This window comes from Piscinibacter gummiphilus (assembly GCF_032681285.1).
GTDB lineage: Bacteria > Pseudomonadota > Gammaproteobacteria > Burkholderiales > Burkholderiaceae_C > Rhizobacter > Rhizobacter gummiphilus_A.
Map to the genome: position 1 here is coordinate 952,430 of NZ_CP136336.1, position 22,548 is coordinate 974,977.

The 22,548-nt window shown below is 68.2% G+C and carries 21 protein-coding genes and 1 other RNA gene; 19 read left to right on the forward strand and 3 right to left on the reverse strand.

What is annotated here, in order from left to right; genetic code table 11:
• Nucleotides 1-194: 194 nt before the first annotated feature.
• The gene (locus RXV79_RS04575; RefSeq protein WP_316702292.1) at nucleotides 195-932 is read left to right on the forward strand and encodes a lipase secretion chaperone; all 738 of its coding nucleotides are present in this window, start codon (nucleotides 195-197) and stop codon (nucleotides 930-932) included.
• Here RXV79_RS04575 and RXV79_RS04580 read toward each other — a convergent pair.
• Nucleotides 881-1,729 carry a helix-turn-helix domain-containing protein gene (locus RXV79_RS04580; protein ID WP_316702293.1) on the reverse strand — a complete coding sequence of 283 codons (849 nt, stop codon included), beginning with the start codon at nucleotides 1,727-1,729 and terminating at the stop codon, nucleotides 881-883. The genes RXV79_RS04575 and RXV79_RS04580 overlap by 52 nt on opposite strands.
• 29 nt (nucleotides 1,730-1,758) lie before the next feature.
• Here RXV79_RS04580 and pyrC point away from each other — a divergent pair, with 29 nt between their 5' ends.
• Nucleotides 1,759-2,814, forward strand: coding sequence for a dihydroorotase (gene pyrC, locus RXV79_RS04585; RefSeq protein WP_316702294.1), 1,056 nt, complete (start codon nucleotides 1,759-1,761; stop codon nucleotides 2,812-2,814).
• Between the two features lie 97 nt (nucleotides 2,815-2,911).
• On the opposite strand, the gene RXV79_RS04590 is transcribed toward pyrC, so the two are convergent.
• Nucleotides 2,912-3,784: a poly(ethylene terephthalate) hydrolase gene (locus tag RXV79_RS04590; protein WP_316702295.1), complete on the reverse strand. Its 873-nt coding sequence runs from the start codon at nucleotides 3,782-3,784 to the stop codon at nucleotides 2,912-2,914.
• Between the two features lie 295 nt (nucleotides 3,785-4,079).
• On the opposite strand from RXV79_RS04590, the gene RXV79_RS04595 reads away from it, so the two are divergent.
• Nucleotides 4,080-4,763, forward strand: a complete 684-nt coding sequence (locus RXV79_RS04595) for a lipase secretion chaperone (RefSeq protein ID WP_316702296.1) — start codon at nucleotides 4,080-4,082, stop codon at nucleotides 4,761-4,763.
• Here the strand turns inward: RXV79_RS04595 and RXV79_RS04600 are convergent.
• Complete coding sequence (locus tag RXV79_RS04600) at nucleotides 4,748-5,611, reverse strand: helix-turn-helix transcriptional regulator (RefSeq protein ID WP_316702297.1); 864 nt, start codon at nucleotides 5,609-5,611, stop codon at nucleotides 4,748-4,750. The two genes, RXV79_RS04595 and RXV79_RS04600, sit on opposite strands and share 16 nt — an antisense overlap.
• 137 nt (nucleotides 5,612-5,748) lie before the next feature.
• On the opposite strand from RXV79_RS04600, the gene rnpB reads away from it, so the two are divergent.
• The 16 genes from rnpB to gmhA all read left to right on the forward strand — a co-directional run bounded on the left by rnpB (nucleotide 5,749) and on the right by gmhA (nucleotide 22,544).
• Nucleotides 5,749-6,065, forward strand: an RNA gene (gene rnpB, locus RXV79_RS04605) — RNase P RNA component class A.
• Between the two features lie 310 nt (nucleotides 6,066-6,375).
• The gene (locus RXV79_RS04610; RefSeq protein WP_316702298.1) at nucleotides 6,376-7,581 is read left to right on the forward strand and encodes a multidrug effflux MFS transporter; all 1,206 of its coding nucleotides are present in this window, start codon (nucleotides 6,376-6,378) and stop codon (nucleotides 7,579-7,581) included.
• Nucleotides 7,582-7,689: 108 nt separating this feature from the next.
• Complete coding sequence (locus RXV79_RS04615; protein WP_316702299.1) at nucleotides 7,690-8,814, forward strand: carbonic anhydrase; 1,125 nt, start codon at nucleotides 7,690-7,692, stop codon at nucleotides 8,812-8,814.
• 32 nt (nucleotides 8,815-8,846) lie between these two features.
• Nucleotides 8,847-11,180 carry a sensor domain-containing diguanylate cyclase gene (locus RXV79_RS04620; protein WP_316702300.1) on the forward strand — a complete coding sequence of 778 codons (2,334 nt, stop codon included), beginning with the start codon at nucleotides 8,847-8,849 and terminating at the stop codon, nucleotides 11,178-11,180.
• 187 nt (nucleotides 11,181-11,367) lie between these two features.
• The gene (locus RXV79_RS04625; RefSeq protein ID WP_316702301.1) at nucleotides 11,368-12,570 is read left to right on the forward strand and encodes an ammonium transporter; all 1,203 of its coding nucleotides are present in this window, start codon (nucleotides 11,368-11,370) and stop codon (nucleotides 12,568-12,570) included.
• A 481-nt stretch (nucleotides 12,571-13,051) separates the two neighbouring features.
• Complete coding sequence (locus RXV79_RS04630; RefSeq protein ID WP_316702302.1) at nucleotides 13,052-14,173, forward strand: BMP family ABC transporter substrate-binding protein; 1,122 nt, start codon at nucleotides 13,052-13,054, stop codon at nucleotides 14,171-14,173.
• Nucleotides 14,174-14,216: 43 nt separating this feature from the next.
• On the forward strand, nucleotides 14,217-15,317 hold the full coding sequence (locus RXV79_RS04635) for an ABC transporter permease (RefSeq protein ID WP_316702303.1): 1,101 nt from the start codon (nucleotides 14,217-14,219) through the stop codon (nucleotides 15,315-15,317).
• The gene (locus RXV79_RS04640; RefSeq protein WP_316702304.1) at nucleotides 15,314-16,237 is read left to right on the forward strand and encodes an ABC transporter permease; all 924 of its coding nucleotides are present in this window, start codon (nucleotides 15,314-15,316) and stop codon (nucleotides 16,235-16,237) included. Before RXV79_RS04635 ends, RXV79_RS04640 begins: the two co-directional genes overlap by 4 nt.
• Nucleotides 16,238-16,248: 11 nt before the next feature.
• A complete protein-coding gene (locus tag RXV79_RS04645; protein ID WP_316702305.1) occupies nucleotides 16,249-17,271 on the forward strand; it encodes a formamidase in 1,023 nt (340 codons plus the stop codon).
• A gap of 1 nt (nucleotide 17,272) precedes the next feature.
• Nucleotides 17,273-17,968, forward strand: coding sequence for a biuret amidohydrolase (locus tag RXV79_RS04650; RefSeq protein ID WP_316702306.1), 696 nt, complete (start codon nucleotides 17,273-17,275; stop codon nucleotides 17,966-17,968).
• Nucleotides 17,965-19,521, forward strand: coding sequence for an ABC transporter ATP-binding protein (locus RXV79_RS04655; protein ID WP_316702307.1), 1,557 nt, complete (start codon nucleotides 17,965-17,967; stop codon nucleotides 19,519-19,521). Before RXV79_RS04650 ends, RXV79_RS04655 begins: the two co-directional genes overlap by 4 nt.
• Nucleotides 19,518-20,174 (forward strand): cysteine hydrolase family protein, encoded by a 657-nt coding sequence (locus RXV79_RS04660; protein ID WP_316702308.1) that lies wholly within the window; start codon nucleotides 19,518-19,520, stop codon nucleotides 20,172-20,174. Before RXV79_RS04655 ends, RXV79_RS04660 begins: the two co-directional genes overlap by 4 nt.
• 80 nt (nucleotides 20,175-20,254) lie before the next feature.
• Nucleotides 20,255-21,097 (forward strand): DUF2189 domain-containing protein, encoded by an 843-nt coding sequence (locus RXV79_RS04665; RefSeq protein WP_316702309.1) that lies wholly within the window; start codon nucleotides 20,255-20,257, stop codon nucleotides 21,095-21,097.
• Nucleotides 21,097-21,306, forward strand: a complete 210-nt coding sequence (locus RXV79_RS04670; RefSeq protein ID WP_316702310.1) for a DUF2788 domain-containing protein — start codon at nucleotides 21,097-21,099, stop codon at nucleotides 21,304-21,306. Before RXV79_RS04665 ends, RXV79_RS04670 begins: the two co-directional genes overlap by 1 nt.
• A gap of 53 nt (nucleotides 21,307-21,359) precedes the next feature.
• Nucleotides 21,360-21,938 (forward strand): NnrU family protein, encoded by a 579-nt coding sequence (locus RXV79_RS04675; RefSeq protein WP_316702311.1) that lies wholly within the window; start codon nucleotides 21,360-21,362, stop codon nucleotides 21,936-21,938.
• Nucleotides 21,939-21,956: 18 nt separating this feature from the next.
• On the forward strand, nucleotides 21,957-22,544 hold the full coding sequence (gmhA, locus tag RXV79_RS04680; protein ID WP_316702312.1) for a D-sedoheptulose 7-phosphate isomerase: 588 nt from the start codon (nucleotides 21,957-21,959) through the stop codon (nucleotides 22,542-22,544).
• Nucleotides 22,545-22,548 lie beyond the last annotated feature (4 nt).

A 22,548-nucleotide genomic window follows, 5' to 3' on the forward strand; every position in this document is an offset into this window, starting at 1 on the left:
ACCACTCGACTCAAGCTTGACGGGCGGTTTTGTGCTAAGCATTTCTTCCGCGGTGAATTTCGAGATAGTCCTTCTGTTTCAACGTGTTGCGACGGTTTTCCTGGGGTTTGCCCGAGCCTTCGGGTCTGCGCTAGCGGCTGGCGAAGGGTGGTGTGCTTTACTCGCCGACAGCGTTTTCAGCTCAAAAAATCACCATGCGTGCAATATTGCTTCTGTCCGGGGCTGCCTTGGTGGGTGCGGCTTGCTTGTGGGGCCGCTCCATTCCGGCTGACCCTGCCCCGGGCAATGTGGCCGGCGGGCCGCCTCAGTCCGGTGCCGCCGGCCGCATGGCGCCCGGCGCGGTGGGCAGCGGGCCGTCGGCCCAGGTGAGCCTGTCCGACGCGAGTGGCCTGACGCTCGACGCCGCACGCCTCTTCGAGCTGGGGTTTGGCGGCGGGCTGCTGCTCGACCGCGACACGCGCGCCTCGATCGAGGCCCTCATCAACACCATGCCTCTCGAGCCCTCGGCCCACGACATGGACCGCCTGCAGCGTGCGCTGCGCGCCGGCCTGCCCTACGAGGAAGCCGAGAAGGCCTACAAGCTCATCTCCAACTACCGCTCGTACAGCCGCGACGTGCAGCGCGAAATGCTGCCGATGGGCATCCCGAAGAACCAGGACGAGGCGCGCCAGCTCTACGACCGCATGGACGCGATGAAGCGCCGCTACTTCGACGAGTCGACCGCCAACGCGCTCTTCGGCGCCGACGAGCGCTACGCCCGCCTCACGATGGAAGCCGGCTTCATCCAGCAGGACGTGACCCTCACGCCCGAGCAGAAGACGCAGGCGATCGAAGCGCTGCGCGCCAAGCTGCCGGCCGAGCGCCGCGAGCTGATCCCGCCTTACGTGGCACCGGAGCCGGTGGACCCCGCGGCGTCCTTGCCCGCGTCGTAGCGGTGGCGCGTCACGACGCGCATGTACTTCGCGTTGCGGCTGTTCGACGGACTGAGCCCGTACCAGCGCAGGAAGGTGCGCGAGAACTGAGGCGAATCGCCGAAGCCGGCTGCGTGCGCCACTTCGGTCAGCGAGCGCCCGGTGGGCAGCAGGTCGAGCACGTTGCGCTGCTTGAGCCAGGTCTGGTAGTCGCGCAGCGAGATGCCGACCGCCGCCGAGAACTGGCGCGACATCATCTGCTGCGAGCGCCCGCAGCGCCGCGCGAGCGCTTCCAGGCTGATCCCCGGGTCGGCCTCGAGTTCGCGGATGCAGGTGAGCGCCATCGTGTCGGGCGGGGCCGTGGGTGGCAGCTGGCGCATCGCCTCCTGCGTGGCAGCCTCGAACACCGACTCGGCCACCGACAGGTCGGCGCTGCCGTCCATCAGGGCGCACAGGCTTGCATCGAGCGGCGCGAAGGCGTGCCGGTCGAGCGCCAGCACCTGCGCGCGCTGCAAGGTGCCGAAGACGTGGAAGGACTCGTGCGAGGGCATCACGTTGAAGCTCAGCAGCGCGGCCTCCCGCGCATCGAGCCGGCGCTCCACGCGTGGGGCCACGATGGCGGCGCTCGTCGTCACGCTGTGGCCGTTTTTCAATGTCAGCGTGAAGGGCTTGTCGTCGGCGCTCAGCAGCAGCACGGCCGGGGGGCGCACCGTCATGCCGCTCGCGAAGTGGCGGGTGGCGTAGATGAAGCCGTGGTGGCCGAGCAGGTAGCTCAGGGCGGGTGCCAGCGTGGTCGTCTTCATGGGGGTCAGGCTCATGGGCGTGGGCGCCTGCGAAAATCGGGCACATGACCTCCACCCCCACGACTCTCACCTTCACCCGCCCCGACGATTGGCACCTCCACGTGCGTGACGGCGCAGCCCTCAACGCAGTCGTGCCCGACACCGCCCGCCAGTTCGGCCGCGCGATCATCATGCCCAACCTCAAGCCGCCGGTGACCACTGCCGCGCAGGCCGTGGCCTACCGCGAGCGCATCCTGGCTGCCGTTCCCGCATCGCTGAAAGAGCAGGGTCTGACCTTCGAGCCGCTGATGACGCTCTACCTCACCGACAACCTGCCGCCCGACGAGATCCGTCGCGCGAAGGAGGCCGGTGTCGTCGCCTTGAAGCTCTACCCGGCCGGGGCCACCACCAACAGCGATGCGGGCGTGACCGACCTCCGCAAGACCTACGCCACGCTCGAAGCGATGCAGCGCGAGGGTCTGAAGCTCCTCGTGCACGGCGAGGTCACCAGCCCCGACATCGACCTCTTCGACCGCGAGAAGGTCTTCATCGACACGCAACTCATTCCGTTGCGCCGCGACTTCCCCGAACTCAAGATCGTGTTCGAGCACATCACCACGCGCGAAGCCGCGCAATACGTGCCCGAAGCCGGCCCGTACACCGCGGCCACCATCACCGCGCACCACCTGCTCTACAACCGCAACGCGATCTTCCTGGGGGGCGTGCGTCCGCACTACTACTGTCTCCCGGTGTTGAAGCGCGAAGAGCACCGCCGCGCCCTGGTGGCCGCCGCCACGTCGGGCAGCGACCGTTTCTTCCTCGGCACCGACAGCGCGCCGCACCCGGCGCACCTGAAGGAGCATGCGACCGGCTGCGCCGGCTGCTACACCGCGCTCTCGGCGCTCGAGCTGTACGCCGAAGCCTTCGAGGCGGCCAATGCGCTCGACAAGCTTGAAGCCTTCGCGAGCTTCCACGGCCCCGCCTTCTACGGCCTGCCGCGCAACAGCGGCACCGTCACGCTCAAGAAGGAAGCGTGGACGCTGCCCGAAGCGCTGCCTTTCGGCGACGCCGAACTCAAGCCCCTGCGCGGCGGAGAGAGCCTCGCCTGGAAGCTCGCCTGACCGCCGCGGGCAGTGGCCCGGCTGAATGGCAAAAAGACCGCGGCTCTTGCGAGCCGCGGCCATCAAAGGCATCACGCCTGATTGGAAAGGGTGGAACTCAGCTGCAGTTCGCGGTGCGGAAGTCCGACACGCGGGTGCTGTTCGGGTTCTGGCAGGCGAAGGTGGAGTAGCGCGTGTCGTTGTCCATGAAGCGCTTCATCCAGGCCACGCCCTTCTTGCCGATCAGCGCCTGGTTGCTGTTGCCGCTGTTGGCGCAGGAGTGCGAGCCGCCGTTGATCTCGAGGAACTGCTTCGCGTTGCGCGACATGCTGTTGTAGAACGGCAGGGCGTGCGAGTTCACCGGGGCGATGCTGTCGTTCTCGCAGGCGAAGATCAGCGTGGGCACGGTGACCGACGAGAAGTTGGTCGAGCTGTTCCACGGGGCCTGCGGCGCCGCCGCCTTGAGCGAGGGGTTGTTGGCCGCCGAGATCAGCGAGCCGCCACCGCCCATCGACCAGCCCATGACACCCATGCGCGCGGTGTCGACCTTGCCGTAGATCGGGCTGCTGCTGGTGCCGTTGAGCGTGGCGACCTGGCGCAGTGCGGCCATCTGCTGCGAGGAGCGGCTGGACGGCTGGTCGAGCGTGGAGTTGGTGTCGATGGTGATCACCACGAAGCCGTGCGAGGCCAGGCGCGGGCCCCACCAGTTGATGCTCGACTGGCGTGCGGTGTAGCCGGGCACCACGGCGATGGCGCCCACGGTACCGCCGGCGTTGGTGGGGTAGTACACGGTGCCGGCGCCGTAGCCGCTCGGGCGGCTCACGGTGAAGGAGCGCACGGTGAAGGGGCCGGAGCTGGCCTCCAGCGACGAAGCCGTCGGGTTCGGGCCGCGGGCGTAGGGGTTGGTCTGGGCGGTGGCGGCGGCCGACACGGCCATCAGCCCGCCGAGGGCGGCGGCCTGCAACAGGCGGGAAGCGCGGTGGAAGTTCATGTTGTCTCCTGGTTGTGTGTTCGAGCCTTGGGGGCCATCGCATCTTGGGTGCACACCTGTCTTTTTTCATCCGAACATGCGAGCTACAAGAACCATCAATCGCACGCGCCACTTTTGTGGTACGCGCGCGTCTCGGGCTGGCGCCCCTCGGCGGGCCATGCCCGGCGCGGCATTCCGGGCTTTGCCCGGGCATGGCGGCTGGTTATGCTGATGGCCTGTTCTGGATGACCGTGCACCCAAGCCCATGCCGCGCTTCAAGCCCCTTCCCGTCTTTCTTGTGTTGGCGGCCGCTTTCATGGCAGTGGCCGTGGGCTATCGCATGTGGGCGCCCGAGCCGTCTGATGCCGCCCCTCTGGCCGCCACCGCCCCCCAAGCCGTCGGAACCCCGCGCGGCCCGGCCAACGAGCCGTCCGGCGCGTCCGCAGCCGCCGCCTCGTCGTCGGTGATGGTGGCCGACGCCTCGGGCGCGACCCTCGACGCCGCACGCCTCTTCGAGCTCGGCTTTGCCGGTGGCTTGGTGATCGACCGCGACACCCGCGCCGTGATCGAGGCGGTGCTCAACTCCATGCCCGAGCATCCCTCCGCCGCTGACCTGCAGCGCCTGGAGCGCACGCTGCGCGAGGGCCTGCCGCGTGAAGACGCCGAGCGTGCGCTCAAGCTCTTCGGCTCGTACCGCGACTACACGGCCGACGTGCGCCAGCAGATGGAGCCGCTCGGCGTGCCGCGCAACCTCCAGGAGATGAACGCCTTCTTTGACCAGATGGAGGCCATCAAGCACCGCCATTTCGATACCGCCACCGCGCAGGCGCTCTTCGGCGCGGCCGACATGCACGCGCGGGTGTCGATGGAGGCGATGTTCGTCGACCAGGACCCGTCGCTCACGCTCGAGCAGAAGAAGCAGCGGCTCGACGAGCTCCGCGCCAGGCTGCCGCCGGAGCAGCAGTCGCTGATTCCCCAGCCGTCTCAGCCGGCGTCCTGAGGGGCGCCCGGCGGCTGGTTGCTGCCACCGTGGACGAACACCCGCACATGCTTGGGGTCGCGCGCGTTCGACGGCGTCTGCCCGTACCAGCGCTGGAAGGTGCGCGTGAACTGCGGTGAATCGGCAAAACCCGCGAGATAAGCCACCTGCGTGATCGAGCGGCGGGTGTAGAGCACGTCGTACACCCGGCGCTGCTTGAGCCAGTTCTGGTAGTCGCGCATCGACATGCCCACCGCCGACGAGAAGAGCCGCGACATCACCTGGTGCGAGTAGCCGAGCTTGCGCGCGAGCGCGTCGAGGCTCAGCTCGGGATGCGCGTCCAGCATGCGGATGAGCGGCAGCGCACGTGGGTCGGGCGCCGGGGCCGGGGGCAGCACCCGCTGCACTTCAGCCACGGCGCGCGAGAAGGTCAGTTCCGCTTCGATGATCGAAGCCCGCCCATGCAGCAGCGCGTCGAGCTCGTCGTTGAGCGTGTTGAAGAGGTGCCGGTCGAGCTCGCGCACACCGCCTTGCTGCATGGCGCGGAACACGTGGTACGACGCATGCGCCGGCATGATGTTCAGGCTGACGATGGGCACGTCGGTCGCGTCGAGGCTGCGCTCCACGCGCGGTGGCACCATGAGCGCGGAGGCCGACAACACCCGCCCGTCGGGCAGCGCGGTCTTGAACGGGCGACCGTCCACGCTCAGCAGCAGCACCGCCGGGTGGCGCAGCGTCATCGTCGTTGCGAGGCTTGCGCTCGTGTAGATGAAACCGTGGTGGCCCAGCACGTAGGAGTTGTCGAGCAACCCGTCGTCGGACGCGATGTGGGGAGTGGTGTCGCAGTGGTGTGGCGTGGAAGCGCCCATGGGCATGCCTTTCGGGGTGCCGACGCCCCTTCCCAGTACGTCGGCTGCCGACCATAGTGCGCTGCCCGGGGGTGCGTCTTGTAGCGAGTTGCCACATCGGCGCAGTGAAATCCCGCGGCACGGATAATGCCGCCCGTGAAGCGAGCCAGACCGCCGCTGGTGCATGTCCCGAAAGGGCGCACTGGAGGAAGGTCCGGACTGCACAGGGCGGCGTAGCAGCTAACGGCTGTCCACCGTGAGGTGAGGATCAGAGCAACAGAGACGAGCCGATTCAGTTCGGGTGAAACGGGCAATCTCTACGCGCAGCAACACCAAATAGGCCAGCGTTGATGTGGCTCCGCGGAGCTGGCGGGTAGGTGGCATCGAGCCATGCAGCGATGCATGGCCCAGAGGAATGGCGGTCAGGCCTGGGCAACCAGGTTCACAGAATCCGGCCTATCGGCTCGCTTCACACTTTTCATGTTCGGCGCTGCCGGGCGCTCGGGGCGGGCGCGCTGCTTGCGCGGCTCGCCGGCCGAGGTGGCGCGCGTGGCCGAGGTGGCCTTCGGCTTGCCTGGCGTTGGCATAGGCAGGCGCGGCCCGTGAACGAGCAAGGCCCCCGCCACGAAGCCGAGCAGCGCCAGCACCGGCACGATGCGCCGCAGGCTGGCAGGACGGTGTCGGGGCATTCGAACATTCACGATGCCTGCATTGCAGCAGCGAGCGCGTGCCCTTAGTCCGCGGAAAAAGAGGGCAAACCCCCGTCGCTACACTGCCTCGCTCCCATGAACCCCGACGCCCATACCCTCTGGCGCGCCCCTCGCTGGGCGCTGGCTTTTCTGCTCGCCTGCCTGGGGATGCTCGGGCCCTTCTCCATCGACACCTACCTGCCGGCCTTCACCGGCATCGCGCAGTCGGTGGGCGCCACGCCGGTCGAGATGCAGCAGACGCTCTCGGCCTACCTCTTCGGCTTTGCGCTGATGAACCTCTTCCACGGGTCGCTGTCCGACAGCCTCGGCCGCCGCCCGGTGGTGCTGTGGGGCATCGCGGTGTTCACGATCGCCTCGGCCGGCTGCGCGCTCGCCGACCACATCGGCTCGCTCGTCTTCTGGCGCGCGGTGCAGGGCATGTCGGCCGGCGCGGGGATCGTGGTCTCGCGGGCGGTGATCCGCGACATGTTCCCTCCTGCCGATGCGCAGCGCGTGATGTCGCAGGTCACCATCTACTTCGGCATCGCCCCGGCCATCGCGCCGATGGTGGGCGGCTTCCTCTTCGTGCACATCAACTGGCACGCGATCTTCTGGTTCCTCACCGCGATCGGCGTGGCGCTGTGGATCGCCAACTACAAGCTCCTGCCCGAGACGCTGCACGCCGAGCAGAAACAGCCCTTCAACCTGCGCAACCTGATGCGCGGCTACTGGACGCTCGGCTCCAATCCGCGCTTCCTCGCGCTTGCACTTGCGAGCGGCATCCCGTTCAACGGCATGTTCCTCTATGTGTTGTCGGCGCCCGTCTTCCTCGGCGAGCACCTGGCGCTCCGGCCCGAGCAGTTCTTCTGGTTCTTCCTGCTCACCATCGCCGGGATCATGGGCGGCGCGTTCGTCTCGGGCCGGCTCGCCGGGCGGGTGAAGCCGCAGCACCAGATCCGCCACGGCTTCGTGATCATGCTGGCGGTGTCGCTGCTCAACCTCGCGCTCAACCTCGTGTTCACACCGCATGTGTCGTGGGCCCTGTTCCCCATCGCGGTGTTCGCCTTCGGCTGGGCGCTGATGGTGCCGGTGGTGACGCTGCTCGTGCTAGACCTCGTGCCCGAGCGGCGCGGCATGGCCTCGAGCTTCCAGGCTTGCGTGGGCAGCGTGGCCAACGGCATCGTGGCCGGCGTGATCGCGCCACTCGTGATGCATTCCACGCTCGGCCTGGCCGTGGCCTCGCTCCTGATGATGAGCATTGGCATCGTGGCGTGGATCTGGGTCAAACCGCGTGTGACCTGATGCACAGGGCGCACATCCGCGCCCCTCGACGCTCAAGCAGCGTGGCCGCAGGCCGATATCCGGAGCAGATGCCCTGCGTCAGGGCCCTGCGCTGGAGAAAACACCGTCATGCACACCCCGCCTCGCACCCTTGCAGCCACCTTGTGTGCCCTGGGCTTGCTGGCCTGGGCGCTGCCCGCCCTGGCCGCTGACCCGGTCATCCGCACCTCACCCGGCCGCCCCGCGCTGATGCGCGACAGCACGGCCGATGCCGACGGCAAGGCCGCCAAGAAACCGCTGGCCAAGCCGACCGCCGAGGAAGACAACGACACCATCGATGCGCTGCGCGAGCGCCTGGCCCGCAAGCTCGGGGCCCGCGAGGCCGCCGAGCGTGCCAGCGAGAAGCCCGAGCCCGGCGTGCTGCGCGTGGTGGCGCGCTCGCCCGTGCCGGCCACTCCGGCCGCAGCCACCGCCACGGCGGTGTCGCCCGGCGGTGCGCCGGAGCCCGGCATCCATTGGACCGAGCCGCGCCGTGCAGCGGCGGCTCCCGCCAAGCCCGCGGCGGCGCCCAAGAAGAAGGCCGAACACTGGTCGTACCACGGTGAGGGCGGGCCCGAGCACTGGGGCGCGATGAAGTCGGAGTACGCGCTGTGCAGCAGCGGCAAGCGCCAGAGCCCGATCGACATCCGCGACCAGATCTCGGTGCAGCTCGACCCGGTGCAGTTCGACTACAAGGCCACCAACTTCCGTGTGATCGACAACGGCCACACGGTGCAGGTCAACCTGTCGCCGGGCAACAGCATCGAGGTGATGGGCCGGCGCTACGAGTTGCAGCAGTTCCACTTCCACCGCCCGTCGGAAGAGCGCATCAACGGCCGCCAGTTCGACATGGTGGTGCACCTGGTGCACAAGGACCTCGAAGGCAAGCTCGCCGTCGTGGCCGTGCTGCTCGACCGTGGCAGCGCGCAGCCGGTGGTGCAACAGGTGTGGAACAACCTGCCGCTCGAAAAGGGTGAGGAGCTGGCCGCCCGCTCGACCCTCGACCTGAACGAGCTGCTGCCCGCTGACCGCGGCTACTTCACGTACATGGGCTCGCTCACCACGCCGCCGTGCAGCGAAGGCGTGCTGTGGATGGTGATGAAGAACCCGGTCTCCATCGCCCCCAACCAGATCGACATCTTCTCGCGCCTCTACCCGATGAACGCCCGCCCGGTGCAGGCCTCGGCCGGGCGGATGATCAAGGGCTCGAACTGAGCCGCGCCGCGGCGCACCCGGAGAGTTCGCCGATGGGCGCCGCCCGACCGCTGGTCTCGTCTCGCCCCGCGCTGGCCGGCTGGCTCTTCGTGTGCGTCATGGCGGCCCTGGTGGCGGCCGTGCTCACCTGCGCGGTGCTCATCGACCGCTTCACGCGCGACGAGGCGCGCGAACAGGCTCAGCGCTACCTGCAGATCAACGCGGATGCGCTGCGCGACGCACTCGACCGCGGCATGGCGCAGCACTACGAGGAAGTGCACGTGATCGCGCGGCTCGACCAGGTCGCCCGGCAGCGCGACCTTGGGCAAGTGCGGCGCGTGCTCGAAGGCCTGCGTTCGAGCTTCCCGCAGTTCACCTGGATCGGGTTGACCGATGCGCAAGGCAAGGTGGTGGCCTCGGCCGACGCACTGCTCGAAGGGGTCAACGTGTCGGCGCGCCCGTGGTTCAAGGGCGCGATGCAGGCGAGCTTCGTCGGCGACGTGCATGCTGCCGTGCTGCTCGAGAAGCTGCTACCCAAGCAGCCGGAACCCTGGCGCTTCGTCGACATCGCGGTGCCGATCTTCAACGCACAGGGCGAGCTGCAGGGCGTGCTCGGCACCCACCTCAGCTGGGCCTGGGCGGGCCAGATCAAGCGCGAGCTGGTCGACCAGGTGGTCGAGCGCCACCAGGCCGAAGCGCTGGTGCTGGCGGCCGACGGCACCGTGCTGCTCGGCCCCGCCGCGCTGCAGGGCCAGAAGCTCGATGCGCCGGCCGGGCACCTGCTCGCCGAATCGAAGACCCGCGGCGCAGGCCGCTACCCCGGCCTCGGCTGGAAGGTGCTGCTGCGCCAGCCCGAATCGGTCGCGCTGGCGAGCTTTCGCGACCTCGAGCGGCGCATCGCGTGGGCCGCGCTCGGCCTGTGCCTGCTCCTGGCGCCGCTCGTCTGGTGGCTCGCCCGCCGCTTCTCGGTGCCGCTGATCGAGCTCACCGCCGCCCTGGAAGCCGGCCGGCCGCTGCAGCCCTCGCGCAGCCCGCTCTACCGCGAAGCCGAGGTGCTGGGCCATGCGCTGCGCGCCTACGCCGAACGCCAGGCCGATGACGCCGCGCAGCTGCAACAGATCAACGATTCTCTGCAGGAGCGCGTGGCCGAGCGCACCGCGGCCCTCGCCGCGAGCGAGCAGCGCCTGCGCGACATCGCCGACAACCTGCCCGCGCTCATCGCCTACTTCGGGGCCGACGAGCACTGCCAGTTCGCCAACGCGAGCGCCCTGCGCACGCACCACCTGACCGCCGACCGCCTGCACGAGGTCACGCTGCGCAGCGCGCTCGGGGCCCGCTACGACGAACACCGCCCGCACATCGAGCAGGCCCTCGCCGGCCGGCGCGCGAGCTTCAACGGGCATGTGGAGATCAACGGCCGCAAGGTCGATTTCGAGAGCCACTTCGTGCCCGACATCGGGCCCGACGGGCGGGTGCAAGGCTTCTACGTGCTGTCGTACAACCAGACCGCGCTCAAGGCCGCCGAGCGGCGCCTGCGCACGATCGCCGACAACACCCCGGCCCTCATCAGCTACGTCGACCGCGACCAGCGCTTCCAGTTCTGTAACGCGACCTACGGCCGCTGGCTGGGCGTGGACCCGCAGGTGGTGGTCGGCCAGCACATGCGCGAAGCCCTCGGCGACGAGATCTACGACCAGCGCACGGAAGTCATCCGCCGCGTGCTGGCCGGCGAACGCTGCGACTTCGACACCACGCTGAACCGCCTCGGCATGGTGCGGCACCTGCACTCCATCTACCTCCCCGACGTGTCGGTCGAAGGCACCGTGGAAGGCTTCTACGTGCTGTCGATCGACGTCTCGGCGATGAAGGCGGCCGAGGAGCAGCTGATGTTGATGGCGCGCACCGACACGCTCACCCACCTGCCCAACCGCCTGAGCTTCAACGAGAAGCTGGCCGAAGCCCTGGCGCGCAGCCGCCGCCACCGCCAGCCGATGGCGCTGCTGTTTCTCGACGTCGACAGGTTCAAGAGCATCAACGACACGCACGGCCACGCGGCCGGCGACGAGGTGCTGACGGCGTTTGCCGCGCGGCTTTCGGCCTGCGTGCGCGAGACCGACACGGTGGCGCGCCTGGCGGGCGATGAGTTCGTCGTCATCCTCGAAGGCCTGCACGCCGAGGCCGAGCCGAGGGTGGTGGCGCGCAAGATCCTCGCCGCCATCGAGCTGCCCTTCCATGTGGCCGGGCACGAGCTGCGCGTGAGCACCAGCATCGGCATCGCCTTCCATGCAGACGGGGTGGCTCTGCCTGAGCAACTGCTGTCGGCGGCCGACAAGGCGCTCTACGAAGCCAAGGCCGAGCGCAACACGTACCGCGTCGCCACGGCCTGACGCCGCACAAGGCCGGTGCACGCGGCGGGGCCAAACGCCCCAAGCCCGTGCCGAATCGGCGCATTCAGCCGCCCCAAAAAGGCACACAAATTGCTTGCCGATGGTGCTTGATCGCACCTTTCGAGGGAAACCGCGCCGGGTTGGTGCGGTTTGGGGGTGCGACGCTTCTCAAACTCGGAACGATCACATGGAGCAACTCAAGCAGGGCGCGGATGCGCTCTTCATCCTCCTGGGCGCCATCATGGTGCTCGCCATGCATGCCGGCTTCGCCTTCCTGGAGCTGGGCACGGTGCGCAAGAAGAACCAGGTCAATGCGCTGGTGAAGATCCTGGTCGACTTCAGCGTCTCGACCATCGCGTATTTCTTCGTCGGCTACCTCGTGGCGTACGGGGTGCAGTTCTGGAGCGGCGCCGAGACGCTTGCGCAGAAGAACGGCTACGACCTGGTCAAGTTCTTCTTCCTGCTGACGTTTGCAGCGGCCATCCCCGCCATCATCTCGGGCGGCATTGCCGAACGGGCGCGCTTCTACCCGCAGCTCATCGCCACCGCGGTGATCGTGGGTCTCGTCTACCCGCTCTTCGAGGGCGTGGTGTGGAACGGCAACTTCGGCATCCAGGCCTGGCTCAAGAGCGTGGCCGGCGCCGAGCTGCATGACTTCGCCGGCTCGGTGGTGGTGCACGCGGTGGGCGGCTGGCTCGCGCTGCCGGCGGTGCTGCTGCTGGGCGCGCGCGCCAACCGCTACAAGAAAGACGGCGGCATCTCGGCGCACCCGCCGTCGAGCATTCCCTTCCTCGCGCTGGGCGCCTGGGTGCTGGCGGTGGGCTGGTTCGGCTTCAACGTGATGAGCGCGCAGACGATCGACAAGATCTCCGGGCTCGTGGCCGTCAACTCGCTGATGGCGATGGTGGGCGGCACGCTCGTCGCCGTGCTCGCGGGCAAGAACGACCCCGGCTTCGCCTACAACGGCCCGCTCGCCGGGCTGGTGGCGGTGTGTGCGGGGTCCGACGTGATGCACCCGGTGGGCGCGCTCGTCACCGGCGGCATTGCGGGCGCGATCTTCGTGGTGATGTTCACCCTCACGCAGAACAAATGGAAGATCGACGACGTGCTCGGCGTGTGGCCGCTGCACGGCCTGTGCGGCGCCTGGGGCGGCATCGCCTGCGGCATCTTCGGGCTCACCGCGCTCGGTGGCCGTGGGGGCGTGACCTTTGGTGCGCAACTGATCGGCACCTTGATGGGCGTGGCGTGGGCGCTCGTGGGCGGCCTCGTCGTCTACGGCCTCATCAAGATGGTGATGGGGCTGCGGCTGAGCCAGGAAGAGGAATACGACGGGGCCGACCTGTCGATCCACCGCATCACGGCGACGCCGGAGCGTGAGGCGAACTGGTGAGGTGCTTTTGCGGATGGAGAAAGGCGGCCTGCGGGCCGCCTTTTTTTGTGCGGCGGGCGGAGCGGCGCCGAGGGGATGGGGTGGGTGAATCCCTCCGTGTCCCCCGCCCGCTCACCACTCCCGTGGTGAGCGGGCTCCTCCTTTACCTGCGGGATTCACCCACCCCATCCCCTCGGCGCGACACATCGCGCCATTCCTCTGGCGAAGTAACCCAGGTGCGTCTTGCGTGGAGGGCTTGGGGTCGCGGATTCCGCAGGTAAAGGAGGAGCCCGGTGATCGCGGCAGCGCTCACCGGGCGGGGGACACGGAGGAATCCGCGACCCCAAGTCCTCCACGCCGCTCCAACAGCAAAACGAAGCTGGCACACCCATTGCATGTATACAAGAAGGTGTTCAAAACCGGCCTCGTCTCGGTGCATGCCTGTGGGCACGGCTCCTGCGAAGGCTTCTTCAACCACTGCAACGTGCACAGGAGCGCAGCAATGTCTGGAACGGATATCAACCGTCGCGGGGTTCTGAGAGGGGTGGGGGCCGTGGGTGCCACGGCGGCGTTCGGCGGTTTGAGCGGGCTGGTGCAAGGCCAGGCGCCCATCACCGTCGGCTTCATCTACGTGGGCCCGCGAGACGACTACGGCTACAACCAGGCGCAGGCCGAGGCCGTGGCCGAGGTGAAGAAGCTGCCCGGCATCAAGGCCGTGGAAGAAGAGAACGTTCCCGAGACCACCGCCGTGCAGAAGACCATGCAAGGCATGATTTCGCAAGACGGCGCGACGCTGCTCTTCCCCACGTCCTTCGGCTACTTCGACCCGCACATGCTCGCGGTCGCGGCCAAGAACCCCAAGGTGCGTTTTGCCCACTGCGGCGGCCTGTGGAGCGAGGCCAAGCACCCGAAGAACACCGGCAGCTTCTTCGGCTACATCGACGAAGGCCAGTACCTCAACGGCGTGGTTGCCGGCCACATGACCAAGAGCAAGAAGCTCGGCTTCATCGCAGCCAAGCCCATTCCGCAGGTGCTGCGCAACATCAATGCGTTCACGCTCGGCGCCCGCTCGGTCGACCCGTCGATCACCACGACCGTCATCTTCACCGGCGACTGGTCGATGCCCGTCAAGGAAGCCGAAGCCACCAACAGCCTGGCCGACCAGGGCATCGACGTCTTCACCATGCACGTCGACGGGCCGAAGGTGATCGTCGAGACGGCGGCCAAGCGCGGCAAGTTCGTCTGCGGCTACCACGCGAGCCAGGCCAAGCTCGCACCGAACGCCTACCTCACCGGCGCCGAGTGGAACTGGATCACCGCCTACAAAACGATCATCGACGCCGCCCGCACCGGCAAGCCGCACCCCAACTTCGTGCGCGGTGGCCTGAAAGAGGGCTTCGTCAAACCGTCGCCCTACGGCGCGATGGTCACGGCGGCGGCGAAGAAGAAGGCCGACGAAGTGAAGGCTTCGATGATCGCCGGCAAGTTCGACATCTTCAAAGGCCCGCTCAAGGACAACAGCGGCAAGGAAGTGATCGCCGCCGGCAAGGCCTTCAAGCAGACCGATGTCGAACTCGAAGGCATGAACTACCTGGTGGAAGGCGTCGTCGGCAAACCGGCCTGAAGACGGCGCACAAAGACTGCGAGGCGAGGAGGAGGGAACCACCATGGCCTTGTCCACCCGCACCCAGGAGACGCTGGAGGCGATTGCACTTCCGGTGCTCGCGATGACGGGCGCGCTGTTGTTGTTCGGCGCCTTCATCTGGGCGGGGGGGAAGAGCCCGGTCGACGCGTGGGCGCTGCTATTCAAGGGCGCCTTCGGTGACTGGTTTTCATGGCAGAACTCGCTGCAGCGGGCGGCGCCGTTGATGCTGACGGCGCTGTGCGTGGCGATCCCGGCGCGGGCAGGGCTCATCGTCATCGGCGGAGAAGGGGCGCTGGTGCTCGGGGGCCTTGCCTGCGCCGGGCTTCCCTATCTCTTTGCCCCGCCGGCCAATGCGTTCGGCACCGCGATGCTGCTCCTCGCCGCAGCGCTGACGGGTGCGGTGTGGATCGCGCTCGTCGGCGCGCTGCGGCAATGGCGCGGTGTCAACGAGACCATCAGCAGCCTCTTGCTCGCGTACACCGCCGTGGCGCTCTTCAAGCATTTCGTCGAAGGGCCGATGCGTGACCCGGCCAGCCTCAACAAGCCCTCGACGCGCACGCTGGGCGATGGCCTGCTGATCGGCGGCATCGCCGGCACCGACATCCACTGGGGCCTCGTCTTCGGCATCGCGGCCTGCGTGCTGCTCGGCCTGTGGCTCTTCTTCACCACCTCGGGCTTTGCCACCCGCATCGTCGGCGGCAACACGCGTGCGGCCCTGCTGGTAGGCCTGCCCGGGGCGCGGCTGATGGTGGGGGCGTGTGCCATCGGTGGCGCGTGTGCCGGCCTCGCGGGTGGCATCGAAGTCGCCGCCGTGCACACCAATGCCAACGCCTCGCTGATCGCCGGCCTCGGCTACACCGGCATCCTCGTGTCCTTCGTCGCCCGCCACAACCCGTGGGCCGTGATCCCGGTGGCGGTGCTCTTCGGCGGCTTCGGCGCGGCCGGCAGCTTGCTGCAGCGGCGCATGGACGTGCCCGATGCCTCGGTGATGGTGCTGCAGGGCTTTGCGTTCCTGCTGATCCTCGCAAGCGAGGCGCTGCGCGGCAAGCTCTTTGCGCCGCGTGCGCCGAAGCCGGCGCCGACCGCGCAACCCACTCGCGTGGTGACGGAGGCCGCCACATGAGCACGACCGAGATCTTTCTCAACGTGCTGATCGCCGTGCTGGGTGGCGCCATCCGCGTGGGCACGCCCTTCCTGCTGGTGAGCCTGGGCGAATGCATCACCGAGAAGTCGGGCCGCATCAACCTCGGCCTCGAAGGCGTGCTCGTCTTCAGCGCGATGGCCGGCTTCGGCGGCGCGTATCTCAGCGGCAACGTGTGGGTCGGCGTGCTGCTCGCCGGGGGCTGCGGTGCGCTGCTCTCGCTGCTGCACGGCCTCGTGTGCTCATTGCCGCGCGTGAACGACATCGCCACCGGCATCGCGCTGATGCTGCTGGGCAGCGGCCTCGCGTTCTACCTCGGCAAGCCGCTGATCCAGCCGCAGGCGCCGCAGATTCCGTCTCTCGACCTCGGCGCCTGGAGCGGTTCGCCGCAGATCCGCTCGGCCCTGCAGATCAACATGCTCTTCCCCATCGGCGTGGCGCTGGCGGCGCTGCTCGCCTGGGGCTTCAAGGCCACGCGTTTCGGTCTCGTGCTGCGCATGGCCGGTGACTCAAGCGATGCGGCGCGCGCGCTCGGCTACTCGGTCAACGGCATCCGCATCGCGGCCACCTGCGCCGGCGGCTTCATCGCCGGGCTCGGCGGTGCCTCGCTGTCGCTCTACTACCCCGGCAGCTGGAACGAAGGCCTCTCCAGTGGCCAGGGTCTGATCGCCGTGGCGCTCGTGATCTTCGCGCGCTGGAGCCCGTGGCGTTGCCTCGGTGCGGCGCTGCTCTTCGGCGGGGCGGGTGCGCTCGGCCCCGCGCTTCAATCGGTGGGCATCAGCAGCGGCTACTACCTCTTCAACGCCGTGCCCTATGTGCTGACGCTCGCGATTCTGATCTGGACCTGCTCGCCCACGCGCAGCCTGAAAGGCGCGCCGATGGAGCTGGGCGTGACACGCTGAAGGAGTCGTCGATGAGTGGATTGGGTGGGTTGAACAAGTCGCCGAACGGCGTGGTGATGGGGCTAGTGCAGTTGCAGCTGCCGGTGGTGAAGACGAAGGCTGACCTGGCCGCACAGACGCAGCGCATCGTCGACATGGTCGCCAAGGCGCGACGCAACCAGTCGACGATGGACCTCGTCGTCTTCCCCGAGTACTCGCTGCACGGCCTCTCGATGGACACGAATCCCGAGATCATGTGCACCCTCGACGGCCCGGAAGTCGAGGCCTTCAAGCAAGCGTGCGTGGCCAACAAGATCTGGGGCTGCTTCTCCATCATGGAAGCCAACCCGCAGGGCAACCCGTACAACAGCGGCCTGATCATCGACGACCAAGGCGAGATCAAGCTCTATTACCGCAAGCTGCACCCGTGGGTGCCGGTCGAGCCGTGGGAGCCGGGCAATCTCGGCATTCCGGTGTGCGAGGGGCCTAACGGCAGCAAGCTCGCGCTCATCATCTGCCACGACGGCATGTTCCCCGAGATGGCGCGCGAGGCCACCTACAAGGGCGCGGAGATCGTGATCCGCACAGCGGGCTACACGGCCCCGATCCGCCATGCGTGGAAGATCACCAACCAGGCCAACGCCTTCTGCAACCTCGTCTACACGGCGAACGTCTGCATGTGCGGCAGCGACGGCACCTTCGACTCCATGGGCGAAGGCATGTTCTGCAACTTCGACGGCACCGTGATGGTGGAAGGCAGCGGCCGCCCCGACGAGATCATCACCTGCGAACTGCGCCCCGACCTCGTGCGCGAGGCGCGCGCAACCTGGGGCGTCGAGAACAACATCTACCAGCTCTACCACCGCGGCTACGTGGCGGTGAAAGGGGGCGCGCAGGACTGCCCCTACACCTACATGCAGGACATGGCGGCCGGCCGCTACGTGCTGCCGTGGGAAGCGAGCGTCCAGGTGACCGATGGCACGAGCTGCGGCTTCGAGGCGCCGACGCGCAGCTACGCCGGCTCGCAAGTTCCTCCTTTGAAGAAGGTGGCCTGAGATGAAAGAGCGCTACGTCGCCGCCGACCCCTACCGCTGGCCCTACGACGGCAACCTGCGGCCCGACAACACGGCACTCGTCGTGATCGACATGCAGGTCGACTTCTGCGGCCCCGGCGGCTACGTCGACAAGATGGGCTACGACATCTCGATGACCCGCGCCCCGATCGAGCCCTTGAAGAAGCTCTTCAAGGTGATGCGCGACGCCGGCTACACGCTGATCCACACCCGTGAAGGCCACAAGCCCGATCTTTCCGACCTGCCGGCCAACAAACTCTGGCGCTCGCGCCAGGCCGGCACCAACGGCATCGGCATCGGTGACCTGGGGCCGTGTGGACGCATCCTCACGATAGGCCAGCCGGGGTGGGAAATCATTCCCGAGCTGGCCCCGTTGCCCGGCGAGCCGGTGATCGACAAGCCCGGCAAGGGCTCGTTCTACGCGACCAACTTCGACCTCATCCTGCACAACCGCGGCATCCGCAACCTGATCCTCACCGGCATCACGACGGACGTCTGCGTGCACACGACGATGCGCGACGCCAACGACCGCGGCTACGAGTGCCTGATCCTCTCGGACTGCACCGGCGCCACCGACCTCGGCAACCACCAGGCGGCGCTGAAGATGGTGACGATGCAGGGGGGCGTATTCGGCGCGGTCTCCGACTCCAAGGCGGTGATCGAGGCGGTGACCGCATGACCGCGCCCCTCGACCCGGTGCCGCGCCCGACCGGCGCACTGGCCCTCGACACCTACGACCTGACCAAGCGCTTCGGCGCCTTCACCGCGCTCGACCACGTCTCGCTCAAGGTGCGGCCCGGCACCGTGCACGCCCTGCTCGGCGAAAACGGCGCCGGCAAGAGCACGCTCGTGAAGTGCGTGGTCGGCTACCAGCGCGCCGAAGAAGGCGCGGTGCTGCTCGACAACAAGGAGCACGACATCGCCACGCCGGTGGTCGCACGCGACCTCGGCATCGGCATGGTCTACCAGCACTTCACGGTGGTGCCCGGCATGACGGTGGCCGAGAACCTGCTGCTCGCCCGTGGCCACCTGCCGGCGGTGATCGACTGGAAGAAGGAGCGTGCGGCACTCGCCGAGTTCATGAAGACCACGCCCTTCAAGCTCGACCTCGACGCCACGCCGCAGGAGCTGTCGGCCGGGCAGAAGCAGAAGCTCGAGATCCTCAAGCAGCTGTTGCTGAAGCCGCGCCTGCTCATCCTCGACGAGCCCACCTCGGTGCTCACGCCGCAGGAGGCCGACGAGGTGCTGGGCCTGCTGCGCGACCGCGCGCATGCAGGCGAGTGCAGCATCGTCCTCATCACCCACAAGTTCCGCGAGGTCACGGCCTATGCCGACGACGTGAGCGTGCTGCGCAAGGGCAAGCTCGTCGCGGCGCACCGTGTCGACGAGACCACGCCGCAGCAGCTCGCGGCCGAGATGGTGGGAGGCGAGGGTGACGCGAAGCGCGAGTTCGCCGCGCCGCAGCGCGCGGAGCGCGAGCGCGGCGAGGCCATGTTGCAGGTGAAGTCATTGGTGGTCGATGGTGACCGGGGCCAGGTGGCGGTGGCCGGTCTCTCCGTCAACGTGCACGCGGGCGAGATCGTCGGCATCGCCGGCGTCTCGGGCAACGGCCAGCGCGAGTTCGCCGAGGCGCTCGTCGGTCAGCGCCGGCGGGTCTCCGGTGAGGTGTGGGTCGGGACGGAACGCTTCGCCGCCACCCGCGCCCAGAACCGCCGCCTCAAGGTGCGCAGCCTCCCAGAAGAGCCTTTGCGCAATGCGTGCGTGGGCGACATGAGCGTGTCCGACAACATCGGCCTGCGGTCCTTCGACGTGGCGCCCGCGTCGCGCCTCGGCTGGATGCGCGGCCGCACGTTGCGCGAGCGGGCGCGCAAGCTCATCGGTGAGTTCGGCGTGAAGACCCGCGGCGAGCTGGCGCAGATCCGCTCGCTCTCGGGCGGCAACGTGCAGCGTGCCGTGCTCGCGCGAGAGCTGAGCGATGACGCCGAGGTCCTGATCGTCTCCAACCCCGTCTTCGGCCTCGACTTCGCGGCCGTCGCCGAGATCCACCAGCGCCTGATGGACGTGCGCAACCGCGGCGGCGCGGTGTTGCTCATCAGCGAAGACCTCGACGAGTTGCTCGCGCTGTCCGACCGCATCGCGGTGATGAGTGGTGGCCAGGTCGTGCACGAAACGGACGCACACCAAGCCGACCGCAACCGCCTCGGTGCCTTCATGGGTGGGAGCGCACATTGAGCAGCATCACCGTCGCCGCCCAGCCGGGCCCGTTCAGCTTCGACCCGGCGCACACCGCGCTCGTGATGATCGACATGCAGCGCGACTTCATCGAGCCCGGCGGCTTCGGCGCCACGCTCGGCAACGACGTCTCGCTGTTGAAGCCGGTGGTGCCCGCCGCGGCCGAGCTCATCGCGTGGTGCCGCGAGCACGGCGTGCTCGTGATCCACACCCAGGAGTGCCACCAGCCTGATCTGTCGGACTGCCCACCCGCCAAGCGCCTGCGTGGCAAACCGAGCTTGCGCATCGGCGACCCGGGCCCGATGGGCCGCATCCTCATCCTCGGCGAACCCGGTGCCGGCTTCGTGCCCGAGCTGCTGCCGCAGGAAGGTGACCTCGTGATCGCCAAGCCCGGCAAGGGGGCCTTCTACGGCACGGATCTCGGTGAAGAACTGACGCGGCGCGGTATCACCCACCTGATCTTCGGCGGCGTGACCACCGAGGTCTGCGTGCAGACCACCATGCGCGAGGCCAACGACCGCGGTTACGAGTGCCTGCTGATCGAAGAAGCCACCGGCTCGTACTTCCCCGAGTTCAAGCAGGCGGCGCTCGACATGATCCGGGCGCAAGGCGGCATCGTCGGCTGGACAGCGACGCTGGGCGCACTGCGCTGACCCGCCGGCCCACGAGCGGGCCCGCAGCTGCGCTGGATCAAGGGCGATCCACGCCGCGTCTCTAGACTGCCGGCACCGCCATGAATCCGCGCGCCCGTCCACTTCCTTCCGTTCGCACCATCACCTTCGGCCAGCCGCTGGTGTGGCTCGTGCTCGCCTGGCGCGACATGGCGCGCATCGGCTGGCTGAGTTTTGCGCAGGGGCTCGTGCTGGCGCTGGGTGGCGGTGTGATCGTGGCGGTGGCGCATGACCGCTTCTGGCTGCTCGCCGGTGCCGTCTCGGGTTTCCTGCTGATCGCGCCTGTGCTCGCCACGAGCCTCTATGCACTCAGCCGCGCCCTCGAGCGGCGCGAGCCGGCCACGCTGCGCGTGGTGGTCGACACCTGGGTGCACTGGCAGCGCGACCACCTCGACAAGTTCGGCGCCGACTACTGGAGCCTGGTGCGCTTCGGCATCGGCCTCGCGCTCGCCGGCACGGGCTGGGTGCTGACCTCGGCGGCGCTGATCACGCTGTATGCGCCGGTGCCCATCCTGCAGCCGATGGACTTCGTGCGCCATGTGGTGCTCGATCGCGAGGGTTGGCTGTTCGAGGTGTGGCTCGTTCTCGGCGGCGTGATGGCCGCGCCCATCTTTGCGTCGAGCGTGGTGGCCATGCCCTTGCTGCTCGACCGCCGTGTCACCTTGATGCAGGCGGTGCTGACGAGCTGGCGCGCGGTGCTGGCCAACCCGCTGCCGCTCGCGGTCTGGGCGCTGTTGATCGCGCTCTTCACCGCGCTCGGCCTCGCCTCGCTTTTCATCGGCCTCGTCTTCGTGATGCCCATGCTCGGCCATGCCAGCTGGCACGCGTACCGCGACCTCGTCGACGTCGAGCACTGGCCGGCGCGCGAATCCGAGTGGCCCTCGTCGCTCACGAAAGAACGCTGATGTTCGGCTTCAGCGAAGAGCAGATCGCGGGCTTCGGCCTCACCTTCGGTGTCGGCGCATTCATGCTTTACATGGTGTTCATCATTGGCCAGCTCGCGTGGGAGTCGAAGGCCGGAAAGTTCGGCACCTTCGTGCTCTTCCTGGCGCTCGGCCTGGGCATGCTCGGCTTCGTGGCCAAGTTCGTCATCCAGTGGCTTCTCACGCCGTAGGCGTAGGTCAGGGCTGCCGGTAGACTGCGCCACTCCCTGCGCTGGAGCTGCCCATGACCCTGCTCGTCCTCGGACTCGTTCTCTTTCTCGGCATCCATTCGGTGTCCATCGTCGCCCCGGCGTGGCGCGACGCCCAGGCTGCGCGCAGCGAGATGGGCTGGAAGGGCGTGTACACCGTGGTGGCCATCGTGGGCTTCGTGTTGATCGTCTACGGCTACGGCGAAGCGCGGCAGACCACCCCGCTGCTGTACGCCCCGCCCACCTGGATGCGGCATTTGTCGATGCTCTTGCTGCTGCCGGTCTTCCCGTTGCTGCTGGCCGCCTACCTGCCGGGGCGCATCAAGACGGCGGCCAAGCACCCGATGCTCGCCGCCACCAAGCTCTGGGCGCTCACGCACCTGCTGGCCAACGGCACGCTGGCCGACGTGCTGCTCTTCGGCGGCTTTCTCGTGTGGGCGGTGGCCGACCGCATTTCGCTCAAGCGGCGCGTGCAGCGCCCGACCCTCGGCGCGCCGCCGAGCGCGGCCAACGACCTCATCGCGGTCGTCGGCGGCCTCGCGCTCTACGGCCTCTTCGTGTGGCGCGCCCATGCCTGGCTGATTGGCGTGTCGCCGTTCGGCAAGGCGCTTTGACGTTTGAAAGTGATCACCATGAGCCCTCACATCCAGCAAACCCTGATCGACGCGCGCGCCGCGCTCGACGCCCTGATCGCCAACGACGCCACGCTGCGCGCCATCGACGCGGCCGGCACCTTGCTCGCCGACACCTTCAAGCGTGAAGGCCGTGTCTTCAGCTGCGGCAACGGCGGCTCGATGTGCGATGCGATGCACTTCGCCGAAGAACTCTCCGGCCGCTACCGCCAGGACCGCCCCGCGCTCGGCGCCGCGTCCATCAGCGACCCCTCGCACATCAGCTGCGTCGGCAACGACTACGGCTACGAGCACATCTTCTCGCGCTACCTCGAAGGCCACGGCCGCAGCGGCGACGTCCTGCTGGGCATCAGCACCAGCGGCACCAGCCGCAACGTGGTGGCCGCCGCCGAGATGGCGAAGAAGAAGGGCATGAAGGTGATTGCGCTCACCGGCAAGCCGGGCGCCACGCTCGGCACGCTCGCCGACATCGAGATCTGCACCCCCGGCGGCAAGTTCGCCGACCGCTCGCAGGAGCTGCACATCAAGGTGATCCACATCCTGATCGAGTCGGTGGAGCGCCAGCTCTTCCCGGCGAACTACCGCTGAGCGC